The organism is Sphingopyxis sp. H115, from assembly GCF_001468465.1.
Classification (GTDB): domain Bacteria; phylum Pseudomonadota; class Alphaproteobacteria; order Sphingomonadales; family Sphingomonadaceae; genus Sphingopyxis.
This window is the reverse complement of sequence record NZ_LNSA01000007.1, coordinates 20,435-41,286: the sequence shown is the minus strand read 5'-3', so window position 1 is coordinate 41,286 and position 20,852 is coordinate 20,435. Positions and strand designations below refer to the sequence as shown.

Annotated in this window: 19 protein-coding genes; 10 read left to right on the top strand and 9 right to left on the bottom strand. The window is 66.0% G+C overall.

The genetic code is table 11. The features are described from left to right. The first annotated feature begins 70 nt into the window (after positions 1-70). The 6 genes from ATE71_RS22460 to ATE71_RS07000 all read left to right on the top strand — a co-directional run bounded on the left by ATE71_RS22460 (position 71) and on the right by ATE71_RS07000 (position 4,959). Positions 71-211, top strand: coding sequence for a hypothetical protein (locus tag ATE71_RS22460; RefSeq protein ID WP_160328019.1), 141 nt, complete (start codon positions 71-73; stop codon positions 209-211). Then, on the top strand, positions 201-1,361 hold the full coding sequence (locus tag ATE71_RS07020) for a helix-turn-helix transcriptional regulator (protein WP_152998667.1): 1,161 nt from the start codon (positions 201-203) through the stop codon (positions 1,359-1,361). The genes ATE71_RS22460 and ATE71_RS07020 overlap by 11 nt, the downstream gene beginning before the upstream one ends. A gap of 102 nt (positions 1,362-1,463) precedes the next feature. After that, complete coding sequence (locus ATE71_RS07015) at positions 1,464-2,798, top strand: MFS transporter (protein ID WP_058802730.1); 1,335 nt, start codon at positions 1,464-1,466, stop codon at positions 2,796-2,798. A gap of 74 nt (positions 2,799-2,872) precedes the next feature. Continuing rightward, a complete protein-coding gene (locus ATE71_RS07010) occupies positions 2,873-4,018 on the top strand; it encodes a CaiB/BaiF CoA transferase family protein (RefSeq protein ID WP_058802729.1) in 1,146 nt (381 codons plus the stop codon). 65 nt (positions 4,019-4,083) lie between these two features. Further along, positions 4,084-4,515, top strand: coding sequence for an MAPEG family protein (locus tag ATE71_RS07005; RefSeq protein WP_058802728.1), 432 nt, complete (start codon positions 4,084-4,086; stop codon positions 4,513-4,515). 9 nt (positions 4,516-4,524) lie between these two features. Then, a complete protein-coding gene (locus tag ATE71_RS07000; protein ID WP_058802727.1) occupies positions 4,525-4,959 on the top strand; it encodes an MAPEG family protein in 435 nt (144 codons plus the stop codon). A gap of 34 nt (positions 4,960-4,993) precedes the next feature. Here ATE71_RS07000 and ATE71_RS06995 read toward each other — a convergent pair whose 3' ends face one another. The 8 genes from ATE71_RS06995 to ATE71_RS06960 are packed head-to-tail and all read right to left on the bottom strand — an operon-like array spanning position 4,994 to position 14,784. Continuing rightward, the gene (locus ATE71_RS06995; protein WP_058802726.1) at positions 4,994-6,193 is read right to left on the bottom strand and encodes a class I SAM-dependent RNA methyltransferase; all 1,200 of its coding nucleotides are present in this window, start codon (positions 6,191-6,193) and stop codon (positions 4,994-4,996) included. A 1-nt stretch (position 6,194) separates the two neighbouring features. Beyond that, positions 6,195-7,547, bottom strand: a complete 1,353-nt coding sequence (locus tag ATE71_RS06990; protein WP_058802725.1) for a bifunctional ADP-dependent NAD(P)H-hydrate dehydratase/NAD(P)H-hydrate epimerase — start codon at positions 7,545-7,547, stop codon at positions 6,195-6,197. Between the two features lie 31 nt (positions 7,548-7,578). Further along, the gene (locus ATE71_RS06985; RefSeq protein WP_058802724.1) at positions 7,579-7,968 is read right to left on the bottom strand and encodes a hypothetical protein; all 390 of its coding nucleotides are present in this window, start codon (positions 7,966-7,968) and stop codon (positions 7,579-7,581) included. Continuing rightward, positions 7,965-9,824 carry a dihydroxy-acid dehydratase gene (gene ilvD, locus ATE71_RS06980; protein WP_058802723.1) on the bottom strand — a complete coding sequence of 620 codons (1,860 nt, stop codon included), beginning with the start codon at positions 9,822-9,824 and terminating at the stop codon, positions 7,965-7,967. The genes ATE71_RS06985 and ilvD overlap by 4 nt, the downstream gene beginning before the upstream one ends. Before the next feature lie 59 nt (positions 9,825-9,883). Continuing rightward, positions 9,884-10,615 carry an N-formylglutamate amidohydrolase gene (locus ATE71_RS06975; RefSeq protein WP_058802722.1) on the bottom strand — a complete coding sequence of 244 codons (732 nt, stop codon included), beginning with the start codon at positions 10,613-10,615 and terminating at the stop codon, positions 9,884-9,886. Beyond that, positions 10,612-11,460: a 4-(cytidine 5'-diphospho)-2-C-methyl-D-erythritol kinase gene (locus ATE71_RS06970; protein WP_058802846.1), complete on the bottom strand. Its 849-nt coding sequence runs from the start codon at positions 11,458-11,460 to the stop codon at positions 10,612-10,614. The genes ATE71_RS06975 and ATE71_RS06970 overlap by 4 nt, the downstream gene beginning before the upstream one ends. Beyond that, positions 11,457-13,115 carry a tetratricopeptide repeat protein gene (locus ATE71_RS06965; RefSeq protein ID WP_201022928.1) on the bottom strand — a complete coding sequence of 553 codons (1,659 nt, stop codon included), beginning with the start codon at positions 13,113-13,115 and terminating at the stop codon, positions 11,457-11,459. The genes ATE71_RS06970 and ATE71_RS06965 overlap by 4 nt, the downstream gene beginning before the upstream one ends. A 13-nt stretch (positions 13,116-13,128) precedes the next feature. Beyond that, positions 13,129-14,784, bottom strand: a complete 1,656-nt coding sequence (locus ATE71_RS06960) for an electron transfer flavoprotein-ubiquinone oxidoreductase (protein ID WP_058802721.1) — start codon at positions 14,782-14,784, stop codon at positions 13,129-13,131. A gap of 139 nt (positions 14,785-14,923) precedes the next feature. Here ATE71_RS06960 and ATE71_RS06955 point away from each other — a divergent pair, with 139 nt between their 5' ends. The 4 genes from ATE71_RS06955 (at position 14,924) to ATE71_RS06940 (ending at position 19,208) form a co-directional block, all read left to right on the top strand. Then, the gene (locus tag ATE71_RS06955; RefSeq protein WP_235587941.1) at positions 14,924-15,676 is read left to right on the top strand and encodes a uracil-DNA glycosylase family protein; all 753 of its coding nucleotides are present in this window, start codon (positions 14,924-14,926) and stop codon (positions 15,674-15,676) included. A gap of 3 nt (positions 15,677-15,679) precedes the next feature. After that, on the top strand, positions 15,680-17,452 hold the full coding sequence (locus tag ATE71_RS06950) for a lytic transglycosylase domain-containing protein (protein ID WP_058802719.1): 1,773 nt from the start codon (positions 15,680-15,682) through the stop codon (positions 17,450-17,452). Beyond that, entirely contained in the window at positions 17,442-17,966 is a 525-nt protein-coding gene (gene moaB, locus ATE71_RS06945) for a molybdenum cofactor biosynthesis protein B (protein ID WP_058802718.1), read from the top strand. Before ATE71_RS06950 ends, moaB begins: the two co-directional genes overlap by 11 nt. A gap of 153 nt (positions 17,967-18,119) precedes the next feature. Next, positions 18,120-19,208, top strand: a complete 1,089-nt coding sequence (locus ATE71_RS06940) for a PA0069 family radical SAM protein (protein ID WP_058802717.1) — start codon at positions 18,120-18,122, stop codon at positions 19,206-19,208. Between the two features lie 39 nt (positions 19,209-19,247). Here ATE71_RS06940 and ATE71_RS06935 read toward each other — a convergent pair whose 3' ends face one another. Beyond that, positions 19,248-20,852 (bottom strand): long-chain fatty acid--CoA ligase, encoded by a 1,605-nt coding sequence (locus ATE71_RS06935; protein ID WP_201022929.1) that lies wholly within the window; start codon positions 20,850-20,852, stop codon positions 19,248-19,250.

Below are 20,852 nucleotides of genomic sequence, written 5' to 3'. Positions count from 1 at the left end.
AAAACCGGCGGGCCTGAAAAGAACAGGATGGTTTTTGCAAACCATCCCGCCCTTGGGTCGCAGCCAATGAATGGCCGATTCCGAACGCGGTTTCGCTACCCATCCGGGTAGCGACGCGGATTTTTTGCGCTTTTTCCTGTCCGATATTGGTGTATCGCGGATCGCAGACGCTCAGAATGTGCCGCTTGCCGGGGATGCGCGTGTCGATTGAAGTTTCGATCCATGGTCCGGGCCACAATGCCCCCGCCGAATGGGAGACGCTCAACGCGCTGATCGGGCACATCTATGATTCGGTCCTCGAGCCCGAACGCTGGAACGATACGCTGGCCCGGATCACCGGCGCCCTGTGTCCGCTCAGTTGGGAAGCCGCTTTCCTGTTGTGGGAGGGCAGCAGCCCGCCGCGCGCCCGTTTCGTCGCGGCCACGGGCCTCGCCGCCGGGGTGCAGGAAATCTACACCGCCGTCTACGCCGGCAACCATCCCTGGTCGCGCAAGCTGATGCGCTACGGCAATGGCAGCGTCGTCGACAGCTTCGACATCATCACGCGCGAGGAATTTGCCGAATCCGCCTTCTTCCAGAATTTTCTCGCGCCATGGGGGATCGACCGCCTTGTCGGTGTCCTGCTCGACCGGCGCGGCGGCGAGCGGCTGGGACTGCTGCTGCCCGGCCCCGGCGATCGCGATGTCGAACGGCTCAAGCGCGGGCTGCGCATTCTCGCCCCGCACATCCAGCGCGCCATGCGGATCAGCGACCGCGTCGCCAGCCTGGAACTCGCCGCCGGCGCGGCGCGCGCGGCCGCCGACCTCGCGCCTTTTGCGATCTTCAGCCTCGACGACCAGTTGCGGATCCTCGCGGCAAACAGCCGCGCCGCAAGATATGAAAGGGCGGGCATCGTCAGCCTCGTGCAGGACCGCTTCGCCTTCACCCATCCTGCGGCCCAGAAAAAGCTGCTCGATCTGGCCCGGACCCCGAATCCCACAGGACTGGCGTTCCAGGCGGTCGGCCCGTCGGGAAGCGAATGCCCGGTGCTCGCCGCGCGTGTGTCGCCGCAAACGGCGCCGCAGATCGGCGGGTTCAGCGTCGGCGCGTCGCTGATCGTCACACTGGGAAGCGCGCCGGGCGAGACCCCGGTGGTCCAGATCGACCGCGTCGCCCAGTGGTTCGACCTCACCCCTGCCGAGGCGCGGCTTGCCGTCGCGCTCGCGGGCGGTCAGACGCTGCAGGATTATGCCGCGCTTCGCGCCGTCAGCCTCAACGCCGTGCGCTTCCTCCTCAAAGGCATCTTCCGCAAGACGGGGGCGACCAGCCAGGCCCAGTTGGTGGCGATGCTCGCGCGCCTGCCCTCGCCCGGGGCGGATTAGCGACAGCTCGCCGCATCTTTTCGGCACGCCCCCGCCATGGTAACGCGCTGGCGGGCGGCATTGAAATGCGCGGCCCCGCGCGCCTCACGGAATGCCGGATCCATGCAGTCCTTCCATCATCTTCTCGCCAATAATTTCGTCGCCAATCTCACCAATTTCACGGTCTGGTTCGCGCTGACCTTCTGGACCTTTCTCGAAACCGGCTCGGTCTTCGCGACCGGGATGATCGCCGGCATCTATCTCGGCCTGACCGCGCTGCTGGGGGTCTGGTTCGGCAGCCTCGTCGATCATCGCGGCAAGCGGAACATGATGCTGGCGTCCAGCCTCGCCTCGCTTTTCCTCTATGCCCTTGTCCTCACGGCCTATGTCCTGCTCCCCGACATCCGCACCGCGAGCGTGTCCAGCGCGACCTTTTGGCTTTTCATCCTGCTGTCGATGCTCGCCGTGATCTGCGGGAATATCCGCATGATCGCGCTCCCGACGCTGGTGACGCTGTTGATCGCCGAAGACCGGCGCGACAAGGCGAACGGCCTTGTCGGCATGGTCGGCGGGGTGGGCTTTCTCGTCACTTCGGCAATCAGCGGCTTTCTGGTCGCATGGGGCGGCATGATCGCGACGCTTGTCTTCGCGATCGCCTTCACGCTCGCGGCGGCGGTGCACCTCCTGTTCGTGCGGATCGACGAACCCCGCAGCGCCGCGGGCGATCACGAAGCCGCCCGGCGCGTCGATCTTGCCGGGACGTTCCGCGTCATACTCGGCATCCCGGGACTGCTCGCGCTGATCCTGTTTGCGACGTTCAACAATTTTCTCGGCGGCGTCTATATGGCGCTTATGGACGCCTATGGCCTGTCGCTGATGAAGGTCGAACAATGGGGGCTGCTATGGGCGGTCCTTTCCTGCGCCTTCATTCTCAGCGGCGCGCTGATCTCGCGAACCGGCCTCGGCGCGAACCCGATCCGTACACTGCTCTTCGTGTGCCTGATCGAATGGGCGGTTGCCGCCATATTCACGATCCAGTCTTCGATCCCGCTCCTCGCCATCGGCTGCTTCGTCTGGATGTTTCTCGGCCCCTATGCCGAGGCGGCCGAACAGACGGCGTTGCAAAAGGTCGTGCCGTTCGAGCGCCAGGGCCGCGTTTTCGGTTTTGCCCAGTCGATCGAACAGGCGGCATCGCCGCTCACCGCCTTCCTCATCGCGCCGATCACGCAGTTCTTTTTCGTGCCGATGATGACCGAAGGCATCGGCGCCGATGCGATCGGCGACTGGTATGGCCGCGGCCCGGAACGCGGCATTGCCATCGTCTTTTCGATCGCCGGCGTGCTCGGCATGCTCGCGACGATCGCCGCATTCCGGTCGAAATCCTATGGCCGGATATCGGACGCATATTTCGCCGGCGCGACCGGCGGCCTCGACGCGCCCGCCAAACAGCCGGCCTGACGACGAAGTCCCTTCCGTTTTACTTTGCAATCATTCTATCCTGCCCCGCAAAAGCAGTAAGAGGATGCGCGTATATGCTGTCAGGGATCCGGATCGTCGACCTCACCACCGTCATTTTCGGTCCCTATGCGACGCAGATGCTCGCCGACCTCGGCGCCGAAGTCATCAAGGTCGAAACGCCGGGAACGGGCGATATTTCGCGCTACCTTGGAACGGGCGTTCCCGACCCGACGATGGGATCGATCCATCTGACCGTCAATCGCGGCAAACGTTCGATCGCGCTCGACCTCAAAAATCCGGAGGATGCGGCGACGCTGCGCGGCCTCATCGCCACCGCCGACGTGTTTTTCCACAATGTCCGCGGCCGGGCGATCGCCCGCCTCGGCTTCGATTACGAAAGCTGCAAGGCGCTCAAACCCGACATCATCTATGTCCATGGCACCGGCTTCGGGCAGGACGGCCCCTATGCCGACTTGCAGGCCTATGACGACGTCATCCAGGCCGCCACGGGCACCACCAGCCTGCTTCCCCGCGTCGATGGCGACCCGCGCCCACGCTATTTCCCGTCGCTGATCGCCGACAAGATCGCGGGCCAGTTCGGCGCGCAGGCGATCCTCGCGGCGCTCGTCCACAAATTGCGCACCGGCGAGGGGCAGGAGGTCGAGGTGCCGATGTTCGAATGCTTCGCTGCCTTCATGCTGACCGAGCATCTGCGCGACGCGGCGCTCGATCCGCCGATCGGCCCCGCGGGCTATCCGCGCCAGCTCGACCCGACGCGCCAGCCCTTCCCGACCAGCGACGGCTATCTCGCGATCGTCCCCTACACCCCCGAATCGACCGCTCGACTGATGGGCTTGCTCGGCAGCGCCGACCTGCTCGAAACGGCGGAATATGAATCGGCGAAAGCCAAGGGTCAGCACATGCCGATCATCTATTCCGAGATCGCGCGCAAGACGCCGGCAAGGACCAGCGCCGAATGGCTCGAGCTCTTCGCTGCCAACGATATCCCGGCGATGGCCGCGCGCGACCTTCAGGATATCAAGGACGACCCGCATTTCGTCGCGACCGGCTTTTTCCGCCATCGCACCCATCCCGATGTCGGCGATTTCCACGAAATGCAGCCGCCGGTGAAATATGGCGCGATGCCGCCCCGCGACCTCGGCTTCGCGCCGCGCGTCGATGGCGACGGCGCGGCGATCCGCGCCGAGTTCGGGGGCTGAACTCATCGATTGCAAAGCCCGCGAAGCGGCCTAGCATTGCGGGCAACGGATAAGGGGGAGCCAATATGTCGGAAAGTCTGCTTGCACCGGGCGCGGTCCTCGCGCTCTGGACCATCCTCATGCTCGGATGGTTGGCCATCACGCGCTTTTCGGCAATGTCGAAAGCGGGAATCGATATCAAGGTCGCACCGCCGGGCGGTCGCGGCGCCGACCTGGAAAGCGTCCTACCGCCCCCTACCAACTGGAAATCGCACAATTATACGCATTTGTGCGAACAGCCGACGATCTTCTATGCGGTGATCCTGTTCCTGCATCTGTCGGGCGGCAACACCGACCTGACGCGCGGGCTGGCCTGGGCCTACGTCGTGCTGCGCATCGTCCACAGCCTGTGGCAATCGACGGTCAACCGGGTGCCGGTGCGCTTCCTGATTTTTTCGCTGGCGACATTCTGCCTCTTCGCCTTGTCGATTCTCGCCGTCATCGCCACCTTGGGATAGGGGAATATCATGGACACGAACGCCATTCTGGGGCCGGTCGCGACGCTCGCGCTCTGGTCGATGATCATGTGGGTGTGGATGTATGCGACGCGCATTCCCGCGATGCAGCGCGCCAAGATCGACGCGGCCAAGATGGTCGGCGGGACCGGCAAGGGGCTCGACGAGGTGCTTCCTCCCGAAGTGCAGTGGAAAGCGCATAACTACAACCATCTGATGGAACAGCCGACGGTTTTCTATGCCGTCGCGATCGCGCTGGCGGTCGGCGGGATGGGCGGCGGGCTCAACGCGCAAATCGCGTGGGCCTATGTGGTTCTCCGCATTGTTCACAGCCTGATCCAGGTAACGGTGAACCGCGTCATGTGGCGCTTCGCCGTGTTCGCACTCGCCAGCCTCGCCTTGTTCGCGCTCTGCCTGCATGCCTTCATGGGTTTCGTGCTGCACTGAGACGCGTCGCCGCCGCGAAGGCGGTGGTGACGGTCTATCGCGAAAAACGGCCTGCCAGCTCCACATGGGTCGACCAGCGGAACTGGCCGACGGGCTGCACCCAGTCGAGGCGATACCCGCCTTCGACCAACAGTTTGGCATCGCGGGCAAAGCTCGCCGGGTTGCAGCTGACATAAGCGATCACGGGCGTCTTTGACGCCGTAAGCTGCTTCACCTGTTCCTCGGCGCCCGCACGCGGCGGGTCGAGGATAACGGCGCCGAAGCGATCGAGCTCAGCGGGCACCAGCGGTCGGCGGAACAGGTCGCGATGTTCGCCAGCGACAAGCGCGCGCTGGCGGTTCGCCGCCGCAGTCAACGCGGCGATCGCATCGCGCGCGCCCTCGGCCGCATAGACTCTGCGTCCCGCCTGCACCGACAGCGCAAAGGTGCCAACGCCGGCAAAGAGGTCGGCCACTGCGCCGGCGTCGCCGATGGCTTCGCGCACCGCATCGACCAGCCCCGCCTGCCCCGCCTCCGTCGGCTGCAAAAAGGCGAAGGGCGGGACTTCGACAAGGATATCGCCAAACCGCATCGTCGGCGGTTCCGGCTGCCACAGGATTTCAAGGCCATCGCCCTGATCGATAGCAAAGCGCGCAAGCTTGTTTACGCCGGCAAAATCCTGAAGCGCCATTGCCGCATCGAGCCCTTCGGCCTTCACGCCTTCGAGGATCAGTTCGACGCCCTGGTCGAGCATCTGCAACTTGATCTTTACGGGGCGCCGTGGCTGCGCAATCATCACAAGCAATTCGCGCACGGGCTCGATCAGCGCGAACAGTTCGGGCACCAGCAGCGGGCACATCCGCATGTCTACGATCTGGTTGCTCTGCGCCGCGTTAAAACCGATCGCGACCTGTTTTCCCGTGCGCAGCGCGGTCAGCGCGGCGCGGCGGCGGCTTTGCGGCGGCGAAAGCCGCGCCGGACGCACGTCGCCAAAAGCAACGCCCTGCCCTTCCAGCCCGCCGACGACGCGGTCGCGCACGAACTCGGCGAGCGCCGGTTCAGCGACATGCTGCAACTGGCAGCCGCCGCATTTGCCGAAGTGCCGGCACGGCGGATCGGCGCGGTTGGGGCCGGGAATGAGGATGCCGTCGTCGCGCACGCGGTCGCCCGGCACGGCGCCCGCCACATGGCGGCCGTCGCCCGTCACGCCGTCGCCGCGCGCGGCGATGCGCTCGATCAATGCGGCTTCGCTCATTTCAGTCCCTGATTATATCGTCGGCTACAAGGCCGGGGCCTATACGCGCGGCCCGCGCGATATGCCAGCCCACAGCGGCAACCGCCGCGTCAAAGGCATCGCCGCCGCGCGCAAGCATCGCCCCGCAGGCCCCCGCCAGCACGTCGCCTGTTCCGGCCGTTGCCAGCCAGGGGCTTCCCGGCCAGGCCGCGGCGACCCGGCCATCGGGCGCCGCGATAATCGTATCGGCGCCCTTGTAGATCACGACCGCCTGCGTCCGCACCGCCGCAGCCTTTGCCCGGTCGATCTTGCTGCCATAGGCTTGCGGGAAGGCACGCGCGAACTCGCCCTCATGCGGAGTCAGGATCGCCTTGCGCGGCGTTTCCGACAGGCGCGGCAGCGCCGCGTCGATCGCCGCCGCATCGAGCACCAGCGACTTGCCGGAATCGAGCGCGGCCTCGACATCGAAAATCAGCTCGTCACTTGCGGGAAATCCCGGCCCGATCACGACAGCACCGACGCGCGGATCGTTCAACCGTTCGCCAAACTTCTCGTCGCTCTCGGCAATGATCGCCGACAAGGGCGCCTGGTCACTGCCGTCGAGCACGACATAGCCCGCGCCCGCGCGCAGCGCCGCTGCCGCGGTCAACCGGGCGGCGCCGCGCATCGGTCCGGCAAAGACCAGCACCATGCCGCGCGTGAATTTATGCGCGCTGGCGTCGGGCGGCTGCGTTTGGGTCCTTGGCATGGTCCGCATCTTGCGGCCCGCCTCGATCCCGATCGGCGCGAGCAGCACGCGCCCGCACGCCTGCGCCGAGGGCAGCAGGACATGCGCGGGCTTCAGCGCCCCCAGCGCGAGTGTCACATCGGCGCGAAGCGGCGGTATCCAATCCGCCGCGCCGTCGGCATCGACGCCGCTTGGGACGTCGACCGCCAGGATACGCCGGTCGGAAAAATGCGCGAGGACGGTTTCGAGCTCGTCGGCCAGCGGCCGCGACAGGCCGACACCGAACAGCGCATCGACGATCAAGGGTGCCGGGTGCGTCCGGCCATCGAGCGGCTCGACCGGCCCGTCCCATAGCGCGCGGGCCGCCTTCGCCAGCCCGGTCGCAGGGTCTGCGAGCGCCGCCACGCGGACCTGCGCGCCACGCGCCGCGAGCAGCCGCGCCGCGACATAACCGTCGCCGCCGTTGTTACCGGGACCGCAAAGGATGAGGATGGGCGCGCCCGCCGCCATCCGCCACGCCAGGTCGGCGACCGCCGCCCCGGCGGCGTCCATCAGTTCCGACAGCGACGTGCCCTGCACCGCGCACGCGGCTTCGGCTTCGCGCATCGCCTTCACGGTCAAAATCGGGGCGTCGGCCGGAACGGACATGCCCCGCCCTATCACGATCGCGCCGATGCGCCTACTTCGCGCCGCCCGTATTGGCGGGCAGACGGTATCGGTCGTTGCCGATCGCCACTTCGATCATATTGTCGCCGACGATGCTGACCTTCGCGGGCTCGGCGCCGTCCGCCGACACCACCCCGCGCCCGTCGGTCGTGATCTGGAGCCGGCGATAGCCGACGTTGCTGCGTCCGACGACAAGGATCGCCCCGCCCTCGCCGCTCATTTCCTCGATCGTGCAGGTGCGATCGAACAGCTTCGCCCCCTCCAGCGCGCAATCGATACGACCGCTTTCGGCCGCCTCGCGCGATCCGCGCGCTTCGGCTTCGGCGAGGTCGCCATTGTCGGGCGTGCGGTCGCAACCCGCAAGCGCGAGCAGCGCCAGCAATGGCCCCCCGAGTTTCTTCATCCCTTGCCCTTCAGCTGCGAAAGGTCGCGCACCGCGCCGCGCGCGGCACTCGTCGTCATCGCAGCATAGGCCTGAAGTGCTACCGAAACCTTGCGCGGACGCGGCTTGGCGGGTTGCCAGGCATCCGCGCCCTTCGCTTCCATCGCGGCACGGCGCGTGTCAAGCACATCATCGGCGACCAGCAGGTTGATCGTCCGCTGCGGGATATCGATTTCGATCATGTCGCCATTCTCGACCAGCCCGATCGCGCCGCCTTCGGCCGCCTCGGGCGAGGCGTGACCGATCGACAGCCCCGACGTGCCCCCCGAAAAGCGGCCGTCGGTGACGAGCGCGCAGGCGGCGCCCAGCCCCTTCGACTTGAGATAGCTCGTCGGATAGAGCATTTCCTGCATTCCCGGCCCGCCCCTCGGCCCCTCGTAGCGGATGACGACGACGTCGCCGGCCTCGACCCCGCCGGTCAATATACCCGCGACCGCCGCGTCCTGGCTTTCATAAACTTTGGCAGGTCCCGAAAATTTCAGGATGTTTTCGTCGACGCCCGCGGTCTTCACGATGCAGCCGTCAAGCGCGATATTGCCCGACAGCACCGCAAGTCCGCCATCAGTGCTGAACGCATGGTCGGCCGACCGTATCACGCCATGTTCGCGGTCGAGGTCGAGGTCTTCCCAGCGCCGGTCCTGGCTGAACGCGGTCTGTGTCGGCACGCCGCCGGGCGCCGCCATGAAGAACTTCTGCACCTCGGGATCGTTGGTCCGCGAAATGTCCCACTTGTTCAGCGCGTCGCCCAGTGTCGCACTGTGCACCGTCGGCAAATGTGCGTGGATCAGCCCCGCGCGCTCGAGCTGGCCGAGGATCGCCATGATCCCGCCGGCGCGGTGGACATCCTCCATATGCACGTCGCTCTTGGCCGGCGCGACCTTCGACAGGCACGGAACGCGCCGCGACAGCCGATCGATATCCTCCATCGTGAAATCGACCCCCGCCTCGAACGCCGCCGCGAGCAAGTGCAGCACCGTGTTCGTCGATCCGCCCATCGCGATGTCGAGGCTCATCGCATTTTCGAACGCCTCGAATGTCGCGATATTACGCGGGAGAACGCTGTCGTCATCCTCTTCATAATGGCGGCGACACATGTCGACGACCAGCCGCCCCGCAGTCAGGAACAGCGCCTTGCGGTCGGCGTGCGTCGCGAGCGTCGATCCGTTGCCCGGCAGCGACAGCCCCAGAGCCTCGGTCAGGCAGTTCATCGAATTGGCGGTGAACATGCCCGAACAACTGCCGCACGTCGGACACGCGGCGCGCTCGATCTCGGAGACTTCCTCGTCGCTATATTTCTCGTCGGCCGCGGCAACCATCGCGTCGACCAGATCGAGCGCGACTTCCTTGCCCTTGAGCACGACCTTGCCCGCTTCCATCGGCCCGCCCGACACGAACACCACGGGAATGTTGATGCGCAGCGCCGCCATGAGCATTCCCGGCGTGATCTTGTCGCAGTTCGAAATGCACACCATCGCGTCGGCGCAATGCGCGTTGACCATATATTCGACGCTGTCGGCGATCAGGTCACGGCTCGGCAGCGAATAGAGCATGCCGTCATGCCCCATCGCGATGCCGTCATCGACGGCGATCGTGTTGAATTCCTTGGCGACCCCGCCCGACGCCTCGATCTCGCGCGCCACCATCTGGCCCAGGTCCTTCAGGTGGACATGCCCCGGCACGAACTGGGTGAAGCTGTTGACCACCGCAATGATTGGCTTGCCGAAATCGCTGTCCTTCATCCCCGTCGCGCGCCAGAGGCCGCGCGCGCCCGCCATGTTGCGGCCGTGGGTCGTGGTGCGCGAACGATATGAAGGCATTTTCAGCAATCCTGATAATATTATTTCAAAAATATGCGATAGGACGCGCCTCTACACGCCTATTCGGGCAGATTCAATGCAACTTTGCTGCACATGCGAGAAAGCCGCATGGCGAACCGTTCCTGCCCCACCGCGTCAACGACGAAATCCTGTCGCATCTCGATCCCCACATAGGGAATACCATTGGCTTCGGCATGGCGGTTCATCGTCGCGTTGAGCAGCTTGCCCGAATAGGGCTGCTGGTCGCCGACGATCAGCCCTTCGGCCTCCAGCGCCGCGATCGCCACGCCCGCCAGCCGGTCGTCCTCGTTATACAGCACCCCGACATGCCACGGCCGCGCCTGATCGGGATGCGCCGCGAGCGACGGCGTGAAGCTGTGGAGCGACAGGATCATCGCGGGCCGCGCCGCCGCGATCGTCGCCGAGATATGATCGTGATAAGGCCGGAAAAAGCGCGCCAGCCGCGCCTCGCGCCCCGCATCATCCAGCGCATTGCCCGGTACCGCATGACCGTCGCTCGCGATCGGCAGCACCCCCGGCGCATCCTCGTCGCGGTTGCAGTCGACGACAAGGCGCGAGACGCCGCCAAGAATCGCCGCATCGACCGCGCCGCTCTCGACGAGCAGCACGGCCACTTCGGCAACGCCGATGTCGACCGCGATATGGTTCGCTAGCAACGCCGGATCGATGCCCAGATCGACATCCTCCGGCACCAAAGCCGACGCATGGTCGGCGATCAGCAGGATGCCGCCCGCCCGCGCCAAACCGATCTGCCGCCAGGCTTCGCTCACCTTAACGCTCCCGCCATCGTCCACCAGCCCGGATGCCGCGCGGCCAGCGCCGCCGCCGCCGCGTCGCGCTCGGCGGCCGCGTCGAACAGCGCGAAACAGGTCGCGCCCGACCCCGACATGCGCGCCAGCCAGGGCCTGAGCGCGCCGAGTTCGAGCAGGATATCGGCGATCGCCGGGCACTGCGCGATGGCTGGCCGCTGCAGATCGTTGCGCGCGCCGAACAATTGCGCCCGGCCGGCTGGATCACTGAATAGCGGCCCGCGATCGATTCCGTCCCACGCCGCGAACACCGGCCCCGTCGCGACCGGCAGCCGCGGATTGACGAGCAACACCGGCGTTCCGCCGAGCCGCAATTCGGGCACCGCGCTCAATTCTTCGCCGACGCCCACGCCAAGGCAGGTTTCGCTGGCGACGCAGGCGGCGATATCGGCGCCGAGCGGGCTCACGACCCGCGCGAGCGTCGCATTGCCCAGTTCGGGCAGGAATTGCGTCCGTACCAGCCGCGCCATCGCCGCGGCGTCGGCCGACCCGCCGCCGATCCCCGCCGCGACCGGCAGCGCCTTGGTCAGCGTCACCGCCAGCGGCGGCACCCGCTCGGCACCATAGCGTGTGCGCAGCAGGACCAGCGCCTGCATCACCAGATTGTCGCTGCCCGCGCCCAGCCCTTCGGCAAATTCGCCATCGATCGTCAGGCTGTCGGTATCGGCAAATTCGACCGCAATCGTATCGCCGCCATTGACGAAGGCAAACAGCGTTTCGATCTCGTGATAGCCGTCGGCCCGCCGGCCTCGCACGTGCAGAGCCAGGTTGATCTTGGCCCAGCCGGTCTCGCGGAATGCGGTCACGGCGCGGTGTTCGCGGGGGTCAGCCCATCGCGCAGCTTCGCCGCCAGCCGCGTCGCCATATCGGCTTCGGCGAGCAGCGCCGCCGCGCGCCAACTGTAGCGCGCCTGGAATTTGCGCCCCGCCTGCCAATAGGCGTCGCCCAGATGCTCGACGATCACCGCATTGTCGGGCGCGCCGCGCTGCGCCTTTTCGAGCAGGTCGACCGCGTCCTCGGTGCGGCCGGTCAGAAAATAGGCCCAGCCAAGCGAATCCGTGATGCTCGCATTCTGGGGTTCGCGCGCCCATGCCGCCTCGATCCGCGCGAGCGATTGCTGCACGTCCTTGCGCCGTTCGAGCGCCGAATAGCCGGCGAAGTTCAGGATATTCGCATCGTCGGGGCGCAGCTTGACCGCCTTTTCCATCAACGGTTCCGCGGCGTCCCAATCGCCAGCCTGCAACAGCAATTCGGCGCGCGCGATCAACAGCGTACCGCGCAGCGACCGATCCTCGTCGCTATCCCCCAGCGTGTCCTCGAGCCGCTCATAGGCCCGCGCGGCCGCCGCGGTGTCGTCGGATCGCCGCGCCACGTCGGCCAGCCGCACCAGCAGGCTACGCGCGTCGGTGCCGGCGGCGGCGGCTTCGGCCAGCCTTGCCGCTTCGGCCACGTCGCCCGCCTCCGCGGTCAATTCGGCGCGCCGCATCGCGAGCACCGGCGGCAGCGCAGCGCCTTTGAGCAAGGTCATTGCCTCGTCACGCTGTCCGTTACCCTCGAGCGCCTCGATCAGCGTCGCGCGAACTGCCCAATCGTCCTCGTTCAGCCAATGCGCGGCGCGCGCGAACAGCAAGGGGACCCGCGGGCTCCCCCCGGGCGTCCGCGCCAGCCCGTCGGCGAGCAGCCCCAGCCACAACGCGGTGCCCGCGCGCGGCGTCGATACCGGCTGGTCGGGAAGCAGCAGCATCGGGTCCTCGCGTTGCCCCGCCGCGAGCGCGATCCGTTCGCGCAGCCTTTTGGCGGCGCCGCGCGCTTCGGCCTTGGCACCGTCCCGGTCGCCGACCGCGTCAAGCGTCGCCGCCAGCCGCACCGCTATCAACTGGCTCGTCCGGTCGGTAAGCGTGATCGTGTCGGCCAGCGCCGCCGCTTCGTCGGCGCGCCGCGCCGCGATCTGGACCAGCGCCGCCTGGAGGCGGAGTGACGGGTCCGGCCGCGTCCGCGTCGACGTCGCAAGCAAATGGCGTTCGGGCAGCTTCTCGCGCGCGCCGACGTCGATCCACGCGTTGACCGTCGGCTGGATCAACCGGGCAATCATGTCGGCGCCGGTCTTGTCGTCGCGCCCCGACATCAGGTCCCGCGCCGCTTTCCAGTCCGACCGCCGCATCGCGTCGACCATCAGCACCAATTGGGCATCGAACCGGTGCTCACCGGCCGTCCACAGCCGCAGCGCGGCGGCGCGCGCCGCGTCGAGGTCACCGGCCTGGATCGCCTGTTCGAGGATCCGTCCGCGCAGACCCGGCAAGTCGGGCGCGAGGCTCGACGCAGTCGTCAGCGCCGACAGCGCTACGGTCGGCCGGCCGCTTTCCTCTGCAAGCCGCGCGCGGACCAGCGCGTTGAGCGCCGCGCCGGTGTCGTCGACAGCGTGCGCCGGGGCCGCGACCGCCAATGCGGCGGCGGCCAGCATGAAATGCGCGATCTTACATATTCGGGTAATTGGGGCCTCCGCCGCCTTCGGGGGTGACCCAGTTGATATTCTGGGTCGGGTCCTTGATGTCGCACGTCTTGCAATGGACGCAATTCTGCGCATTGATCACAAATTTGGGATCGCCCTCGGCCTCGCCGACGATTTCGTAGACGCCGGCCGGGCAGTAACGCTGCGCCGGCTCGTCGAACATCGGCAGATTATATTCGACCGGGATCGACGGGTCTTTCAACTGGAGGTGGACGGGCTGGTCTTCCTCATGATTGGTGTTCGAAATGAACACCGACGAGAGTCGATCGAAGGTCAACACGCCATCGGGCTTCGGATAGTCCGGCTTCGGCATGATGTCGGCGCGATAGAGGCTCTCATTGTCCGGATGATGCTTCATCGTGAACGGGACTTTGATCTTCAGCGTTTCGAGCCACATCGTCATGCCCGACAGGATCGTGCCAGCCAGATCGCCATATTTTTCGACGAGCGGCAGCACGTTGCGCACGACGCTGAGTTCCTTCTTCACCCAACTGTCGTCATAGGCGTCCTGATAGGCGGTCAGCGTGTCGCTCCCCCGTCCCGCGGCCACCGCCGCAAACGCCGCCTCGGCCGCCATCATCCCCGACTTCATCGAGGTGTGCGTGCCCTTGATGCGCGGCACGTTCAGGAAACCGGCGCTGTCGCCGATCAGCGCACCGCCCGGAAAAGCAAGCTTTGGCACCGATTGCAGCCCGCCGTCGCTGATCGCGCGCGCGCCATAGGAGACGCGCTTGCCGCCCTTCAGAATCTTCGCGATTTCAGGGTGCGTTTTCCACTTCTGCATCTCCTGGAAGGGGGAGATGTGCGGGTTGCGGTAATTGAGCCAGGTCACGAAGCCCAGCGCCACCTGCCCGTTCGCCTGATGATAGAGGAAGCCGCCGCCGTTAGCATTTTCGTCGAGCGGCCAGCCCTGCGTGTGGATCACGCGGCCCGGCGCATGGTTGGCCGGGTCGATATCCCACAATTCCTTGACGCCCAATCCATAAACCTGCGGCTCGCAATCGGCATCGAGCGCAAACTGCGGCTTGAGCATCTTGGTCAGGTGACCGCGCACGCCTTCGGCAAAGAAGGTATATTTCGCGTGGAGTTCGAGCCCGGGCGCGTAGTCCGCCTTGTGGCTGCCGTCGCGCGCGACGCCCATATCGCCCGTGGCAACGCCTTTGACCGAGCCATCTTCATTGTAGAGGATTTCGGCCGCCGGAAAGCCCGGGAAGATTTCGACGCCCAGCCCCTCGGCCTGCTCGGCGAGCCAGCGGCAAAGATTTCCGAGACTGCCGGTATAGGTGCCCTTGTTATGCATGAAGGGCGGCGTGATGATGTGCGGCACCCCGATCTTCTTGGTCTTGGTCAGCACCCAATGCTGGTTGTCGTTCACCGGCACCTCGGCGAGAGGACATCCCATCTCGCGCCATTCGGGGAGAAGTTCGTCGAGCGCCTTGGGGTCGATCACCGCGCCCGACAGGATATGCGCGCCGACTTCGGATCCTTTTTCGAGGATGCACACCGACAATTCGCTGCCCGCCTCATTTGCCATTTGTTTGAGGCGGATCGCCGCCGAAAGCCCCGCCGGACCCGCGCCGACGATGACCACGTCATAGGGCATCGATTCCCGTTCGCTCACCGCAAATACCTTTCTGCCGTCCCTGCATGGACATTCATCGTGCCCTGCGCTCATTCTGTCACGAATTGCGATGCCCGCCAATTGACGCGTCCGTCAACTGCCTGTTTGAAACAAAATCATGGGTGGGCGAAATTCAGCGTTGCTGGCGGAAAGCATTTGCGACTGGTGGTTGCTGGCGGGCGTCGATTCGCTTGTCGGCGAGCATCCGGCGGGCTGGCTTGTCGCGCCGCCAGCGAATGACGCTGCGGCAAGGCCGAAGCGCCTCGCCCCCGTCGAAGCCGACCCTCCCGCGCTTCAGCGCCAGGAAACGCCCGTGCCGGTGGAACCCGCTGGTCCCGTCGCCTTTCCGGACGACTGGACGGAATTTCAGGACTGGCTGGCGAACGGCGGCGACGTTCCGGGCAGCCAGTGGGATGCGCGCCGCATCGTCCCCGCTGGCGAGGCCGGCGCCCCGCTGATGCTCCTCACCGCCTGGCCCGAAATCGACGACCAGCAGGAGGGCGCGCTGTTTTCCGGCGCGGCCGGCCAGCTGCTCGATGCGATGCTGCGCGCGATCGGCATGTCGCGCGCCGATTGCTATGTCGCCAGCCTTGCGGTGACGCGCCCGGCGGGCGGGCGCTGCGACGGTGAAGAGGCTGCCGGACTCGACCGGCTGCTCTGGCATCACCTGCGGTTGGCGCGCCCCGGGCGGCTGTTGCTGATCGGCGGCGACATCGTCCGCATGGCGGCGGCGACCTCGCTTGTCGATGCGCGCGGAAAGTTACTCGAAATTAACCAAGATGGCGGCAAGGTGGACGCAGTGGCTGTGGCGCATCCCGCGATGCTGCTGGCCCGGCCCGCGCAGAAAGCGGCGGCCTGGGATAGCCTGAAACTGTTCAACCGGGGACGTTGACAGATGCAAAAGATGACGAAGACTTTCCTTTCCTGTGCTTTTCTCGCGCTTGCCGTACCGGCGTCACCGCTTCTGGCGGCCGATGCGGGCGATCACGGGCTGATACCGGCGGCGCAAACCGTGCCCGACATTCTCTCGTCGAAGCAGAAACAGCTCTATACGCAGATCGTCGCCGCGATCCGCGGCGAACGCTGGGCCGACGCCAAATCCTTGCTCGACAGCGCCGATCAGGATCCCAAGGCGGGGCCGCTCACCGACTTCCTCCGCGCCGAACTGCTGACCGCCGCGAACAGCCCGCGCGCCGAGGTCGCCGACATCATGCCGATCCTTGCGCGCTCGCCTTTCCTGCCGCAGGCCGAACAGCTCGGCCGGCTGGCGACGAAACGCGGTGCAACCGAACTGCCCGCGCTTCCCTTTCAGGCGCGTCTTGCCTGGGCGGGCAGCGCGCCGCGCCGTCTCGGCGCCGATAGCGTAAGCGACCCCGCAGCCGCCCGCCTCGCCGCGACGATTCCCGACCGGATCAAGAATGACGACCCATCGGGCGCCGAAATGCTGCTCAACGCCGTCCTCGACCAGCTCAGCCCCGAGGCGCGCGCCGAATGGATGCAAAAGGTCGCCTGGTCCTATTATATCGAGAATGACGACCAGAATGCGCTGCGCCTCTCGCTCGCCTGTACCGCCGGCGGCGGCGCCTGGGCGACGCAGGGCGCTTGGGTGCAGGGGCTCGCCTCGTGGCGTCTGCGCGACTATCGCACCGCGCTCGTTGCCTTCGACCGCGTCGCAAAGGAAGCGCCCGACAGCGAACAGCGCGCCGCTGCCTATTACTGGGCCGCCCGCGCCGCGATCGCGGCCGGCGAGCCGGCGTCGGTGCAGTCGCGCCTGCGCGCCGCCGCCGCGAACGAGGAAACTTTCTACGGCCTCCTCGCCGCCGAAACGCTCGGCGTCGAAACCAACGCCCAGCGCGAGAATGTCCGCGCCGACCGCAGCGCTTGGCGCGCGCTGGAAGACTTGCCGAACGTCCGCCTTGCAATGGCCCTGTCCGAAATCGGCGAGGATATCTACGCGGGTCAGGCGCTGCGCCATCAGGCGCAGATCGGCAACCCAGACCAGCATGCCCAGCTGATTGCGATGGCGGGCGCGCTCAGCCTGCCCGAAACGCAGCTCTATCTCGCCCACAACACGCCGCACGGCCGCAGGCCCGCAGCGCAGACTCGGTACCCGCAGCCCAAATGGGAACCCAATGGCGGGTGGAAGGTCGATCCCGCGCTCGTCTTTGCCCACACGCTTCAGGAATCGCGCTTCCAGCGGACCGTGGTCAGCCCTGCGGGCGCCTTCGGGCTGATGCAGGTGCGTCCCGGCACGGCGCGCGATATCGCGCGCTGGCGCGGCGACAGCGGCACCGGCGACCTGCGTATCCCTGCGGTGAACATGGATATGGGCCAAAGCTATCTGCAATATCTGAGCAAGGACCCCTCGACCGGCGGTCTGCTGCCCAAGGTGATCGCCGCCTACAACGCCGGCCCCGCCCCGATCGCGCGCTGGCAGACGGAGATACGCGATCAAGGCGATCCCCTGCTCTACATGGAATCGATCCCCTATTGGGAAACACGCGGCTATGTCGGCATCGTCCTGCGCAACTACTGGATGTACGAAGCGCAGCAGGGCAAACCCTCGGTCAGCCGCGCCGCGCTCGCGCAGGGCAAATGGCCGCGCTTCCCCGACAGCAAGGATCGCACGCGCCTGACCTATGCGAGCAGCCTCGCCAATGCCGATTGACGAAAGCCTGACCTTCAAACCGGTTCGTATCGCGCTGTTGACGATTTCGGACAGCCGCAGCGCGGCCGAGGACCGTTCGGGCGACAAGCTCGAGGAATTGCTGACCGGCGCGGGTCATATCCTTGCCGCGCGCGCGATTATCAGGGACGAGACCGACCTGATCGTCTCGCGCCTCCACAACTGGATCGACGATCCGGACGTCGATGTGGTCATCACCACCGGCGGCACCGGCCTCACCGGCCGCGATGTCACGCCCGAGGCCCTCCACCGGCTCGACGGCAAGGACATCCCCGGCTTCGGCGAGCTGTTCCGCTGGCTCAGCTATCAGACGATCGGCACCTCGACGATCCAGTCGCGCGCCTGCGCCGTCGTCGCGCGCGGAACCTATATCTTCGCGCTCCCCGGTTCGACCGGCGCCGTCACCGACGCGTGGGAAGGCATTTTATCGACGCAGCTCGACAGTCGGCACAAGCCCTGCAATTTCGTCGAGCTGATGCCGCGGTTGATGGAGTAGAACCCATCTTGGAAAGGGCTTCACCCCGGAGCTGATCCGGGGTTCATAGCGCCACCGGCGGATCGATACCGGATCGAGTCGGGCATGACGATGATCTACTCCATTGGGTCATTTGTTCTTTATTTGTTCACACTGAACGCATATTCTACGCCGGTGGAATCGTCCAAACCCCTCCCCCCTGTCGCCGGTCGCGGCGCGCCCACCAACTTGCGCCCCACCCGCACCGGATCGGCCGAACGCATCGCCGATGGCGACTGGCTCGACGCGGTGGAAGATATCGACGGCGAGACGCCAAAGCTGCGCACGACCGTAACCGTCGAGCATCCCAAGACGATCATCGCGCGCAACAAGTCGCCCGACATCAGCTTCGATCGTTCGATCAACCCGTATCGCGGCTGCGAGCACGGCTGCATCTATTGCTTCGCGCGTCCGACGCACGCCTTCCACGACCTGTCGCCCGGCCTCGATTTCGAAAGCAGGCTCTTTGCCAAGCCCGATGCGGCGAAGCTCTTGCGGACCGAACTCGCCAAACGCGGTTATGTGGCGGCACCGCTCGCGATCGGGACCAACACCGACGGCTATCAGCCGATCGAGCGCGCATGGGGCATCACGCGCTCGATCGTGGAGGTGCTCGCCGAAACGCGTCACCCGCTGATCGTCACCACCAAGTCGGACCGGCTGCTGCGCGATATCGATCTGCTCGCCGACATGGCGCGCGACAATCTCGTCGGGGTCGCGGTATCGGTGACGACTCTCGATCCCCATATCGCGCGCACGCTCGAACCGCGCGCGCCGCACCCGCGCCGCCGCCTCGCCGCGATCCGCCGGCTGATCGACGCGGGCGTGCCGACACAGGTCAATATCTCGCCGATCATTCCCGCGATCACCGATCACGAGATCGAGGCGATCATGGCCGCCGCGGCCGAAGCCGGCGCGATCCGCGCTTCCTATATATTGATGCGCCTGCCCTACGAGGTCGCCCCGCTCTTCCGCGCCTGGCTCGCCGCGCATTATCCCGACCGCGCCGACAAGGTGATGCATATGGTGCAGGATATCCGCGGCGGCCGCGACAACGACCCCGATTTCTTTACGCGCATGAAGGGGCACGGTGTCTGGGCGCAGCTGATCCGCACCCGCGTCAAACGCGCCGCGCGCGAACATGGCATGGACAAGAGCTTCCCGCCGCTCCGCAGTGACCTGTTCCGTCCGCCTGAGAGGAATGGGCAGATGGAGCTGTTCTGAACAACCGTCGCCCCCGCCGGCGCGGGGGCGACGTGATGTTTATGCGGCGGTCAACGACCGCAGCTTGTAATCCTTATAATCGTCGCGAATCTGGCGCTTCAGTATCTTGCCCGTCGCCGTGTGCGGCAATTCGTCGACGAACACGACTTCGTCGGGCAGCCACCATTTGGCGACCTTGTCCTTCAGATATTCGACGATCGCCGCCTCGCTCACCTCGGCCCCCGGCTTCTTCACGATCAGCAGGATCGGCCGTTCGTCCCATTTGGGGTGATAGACGCCAACCGCCGCGGCCTCCTGCACGCCCGGCGCGCCGACCGCGGCATTTTCCAGCTCGATCGAGCTGATCCACTCGCCCCCCGACTTGATGACGTCCTTGGCGCGATCGGTAATCTGCATCACGCCGTCGGGGTGGATCACCGACACGTCGCCGGTATCGAACCAGTCGTCAGCATCGGTCGCGTCCCGGTCGGCCTTGAAATAGCGCCGGATGATCCAGGGTCCACGGATCTGGAGCCGCCCGCTCGTCACCCCGTCGCGCGGCAATTCGCGATCCTCGTCGTCAACGATACGCAATTCGACCCCGAACGGCGGGCAGCCCTGGCGGCACACGACATCCACGCGTTCGTCAAAGCTCATCTCGTCCCAGTTCCACGGCCGCTTGCCCATGGTGCCGATCGGCGAGGTTTCGGTCATCCCCCATGCGTGCGCGACCTCGACGCCCGCCTTCATGAATCGTTCGATCATCGCGCGGGGCGCCGCCGATCCGCCGATGATGACGCGCTGCAACTTGCCATAATCGATGCCCGTCGCATCCATATGGCCGAACATCGCCAGCCACACCGTCGGCACGCCGGCGCTGTGCGTCACGCCTTCCGCGTGCATCAGGTCGCAAAGCACCTGCGCATCGTTGGTCGCCGAAAAGACCAGCTTCGCGCCGACCGTCGCGGCGGCAAAGGGAATGCCCCAGCTGTTGGCATGGAACATCGGCACGATCGGCAGGACGACGCTGCGGTTCGACATGTCGAACACGTCGGGCTGGATTTCGGTTATCGCGTGGATGACGTTCGACCGATGCTCATAAAGCACGCCCTTGGGATTGCCCGTCGTTCCGCTGGTATAGCAAAGTCCGACCGGATCGCGTTCGTCGAGCTCCACCCATTCGAAGCTTCCGTCTTCGGTGTCGATCAGGTCGCGGTACGACAGATAGCCCTCGTGCGCCGGCGCGTCGAACAGGATGAAATGCTCGACCGTCGGCAACTGATCGCGCAGCCGCTCGACGATTGGCAGGAACATCGCGTCGAAGAACAGCACGCGGTCCTCGGCATGGTTGATAATATAGACGAGCTGCTCGTCGAACAGCCGCGGATTGACCGTGTGTAGCACCCCTCCCATGCCCGCGCTGCCGTACCAGCTGACCAGGTGATGGCCGTGGTTCATCGCCAGCGTCGCGATGCGGTCGCCCTTCCTTATGCCCAATTTCGTCATCGCCGCGGCGAAGCGGCGCGCATCCGTGCCCACCTCGCCCCAGGTCGATCGCGTCATGCTGCCGTCGGCCCAGCGCGAAACGATTTCGCGCCCCGCATGCTCGCGCGCGGCATGGTCGATCAGGCTGGTTACCAGCAACGGCTGGCCCTGCATTCCCAT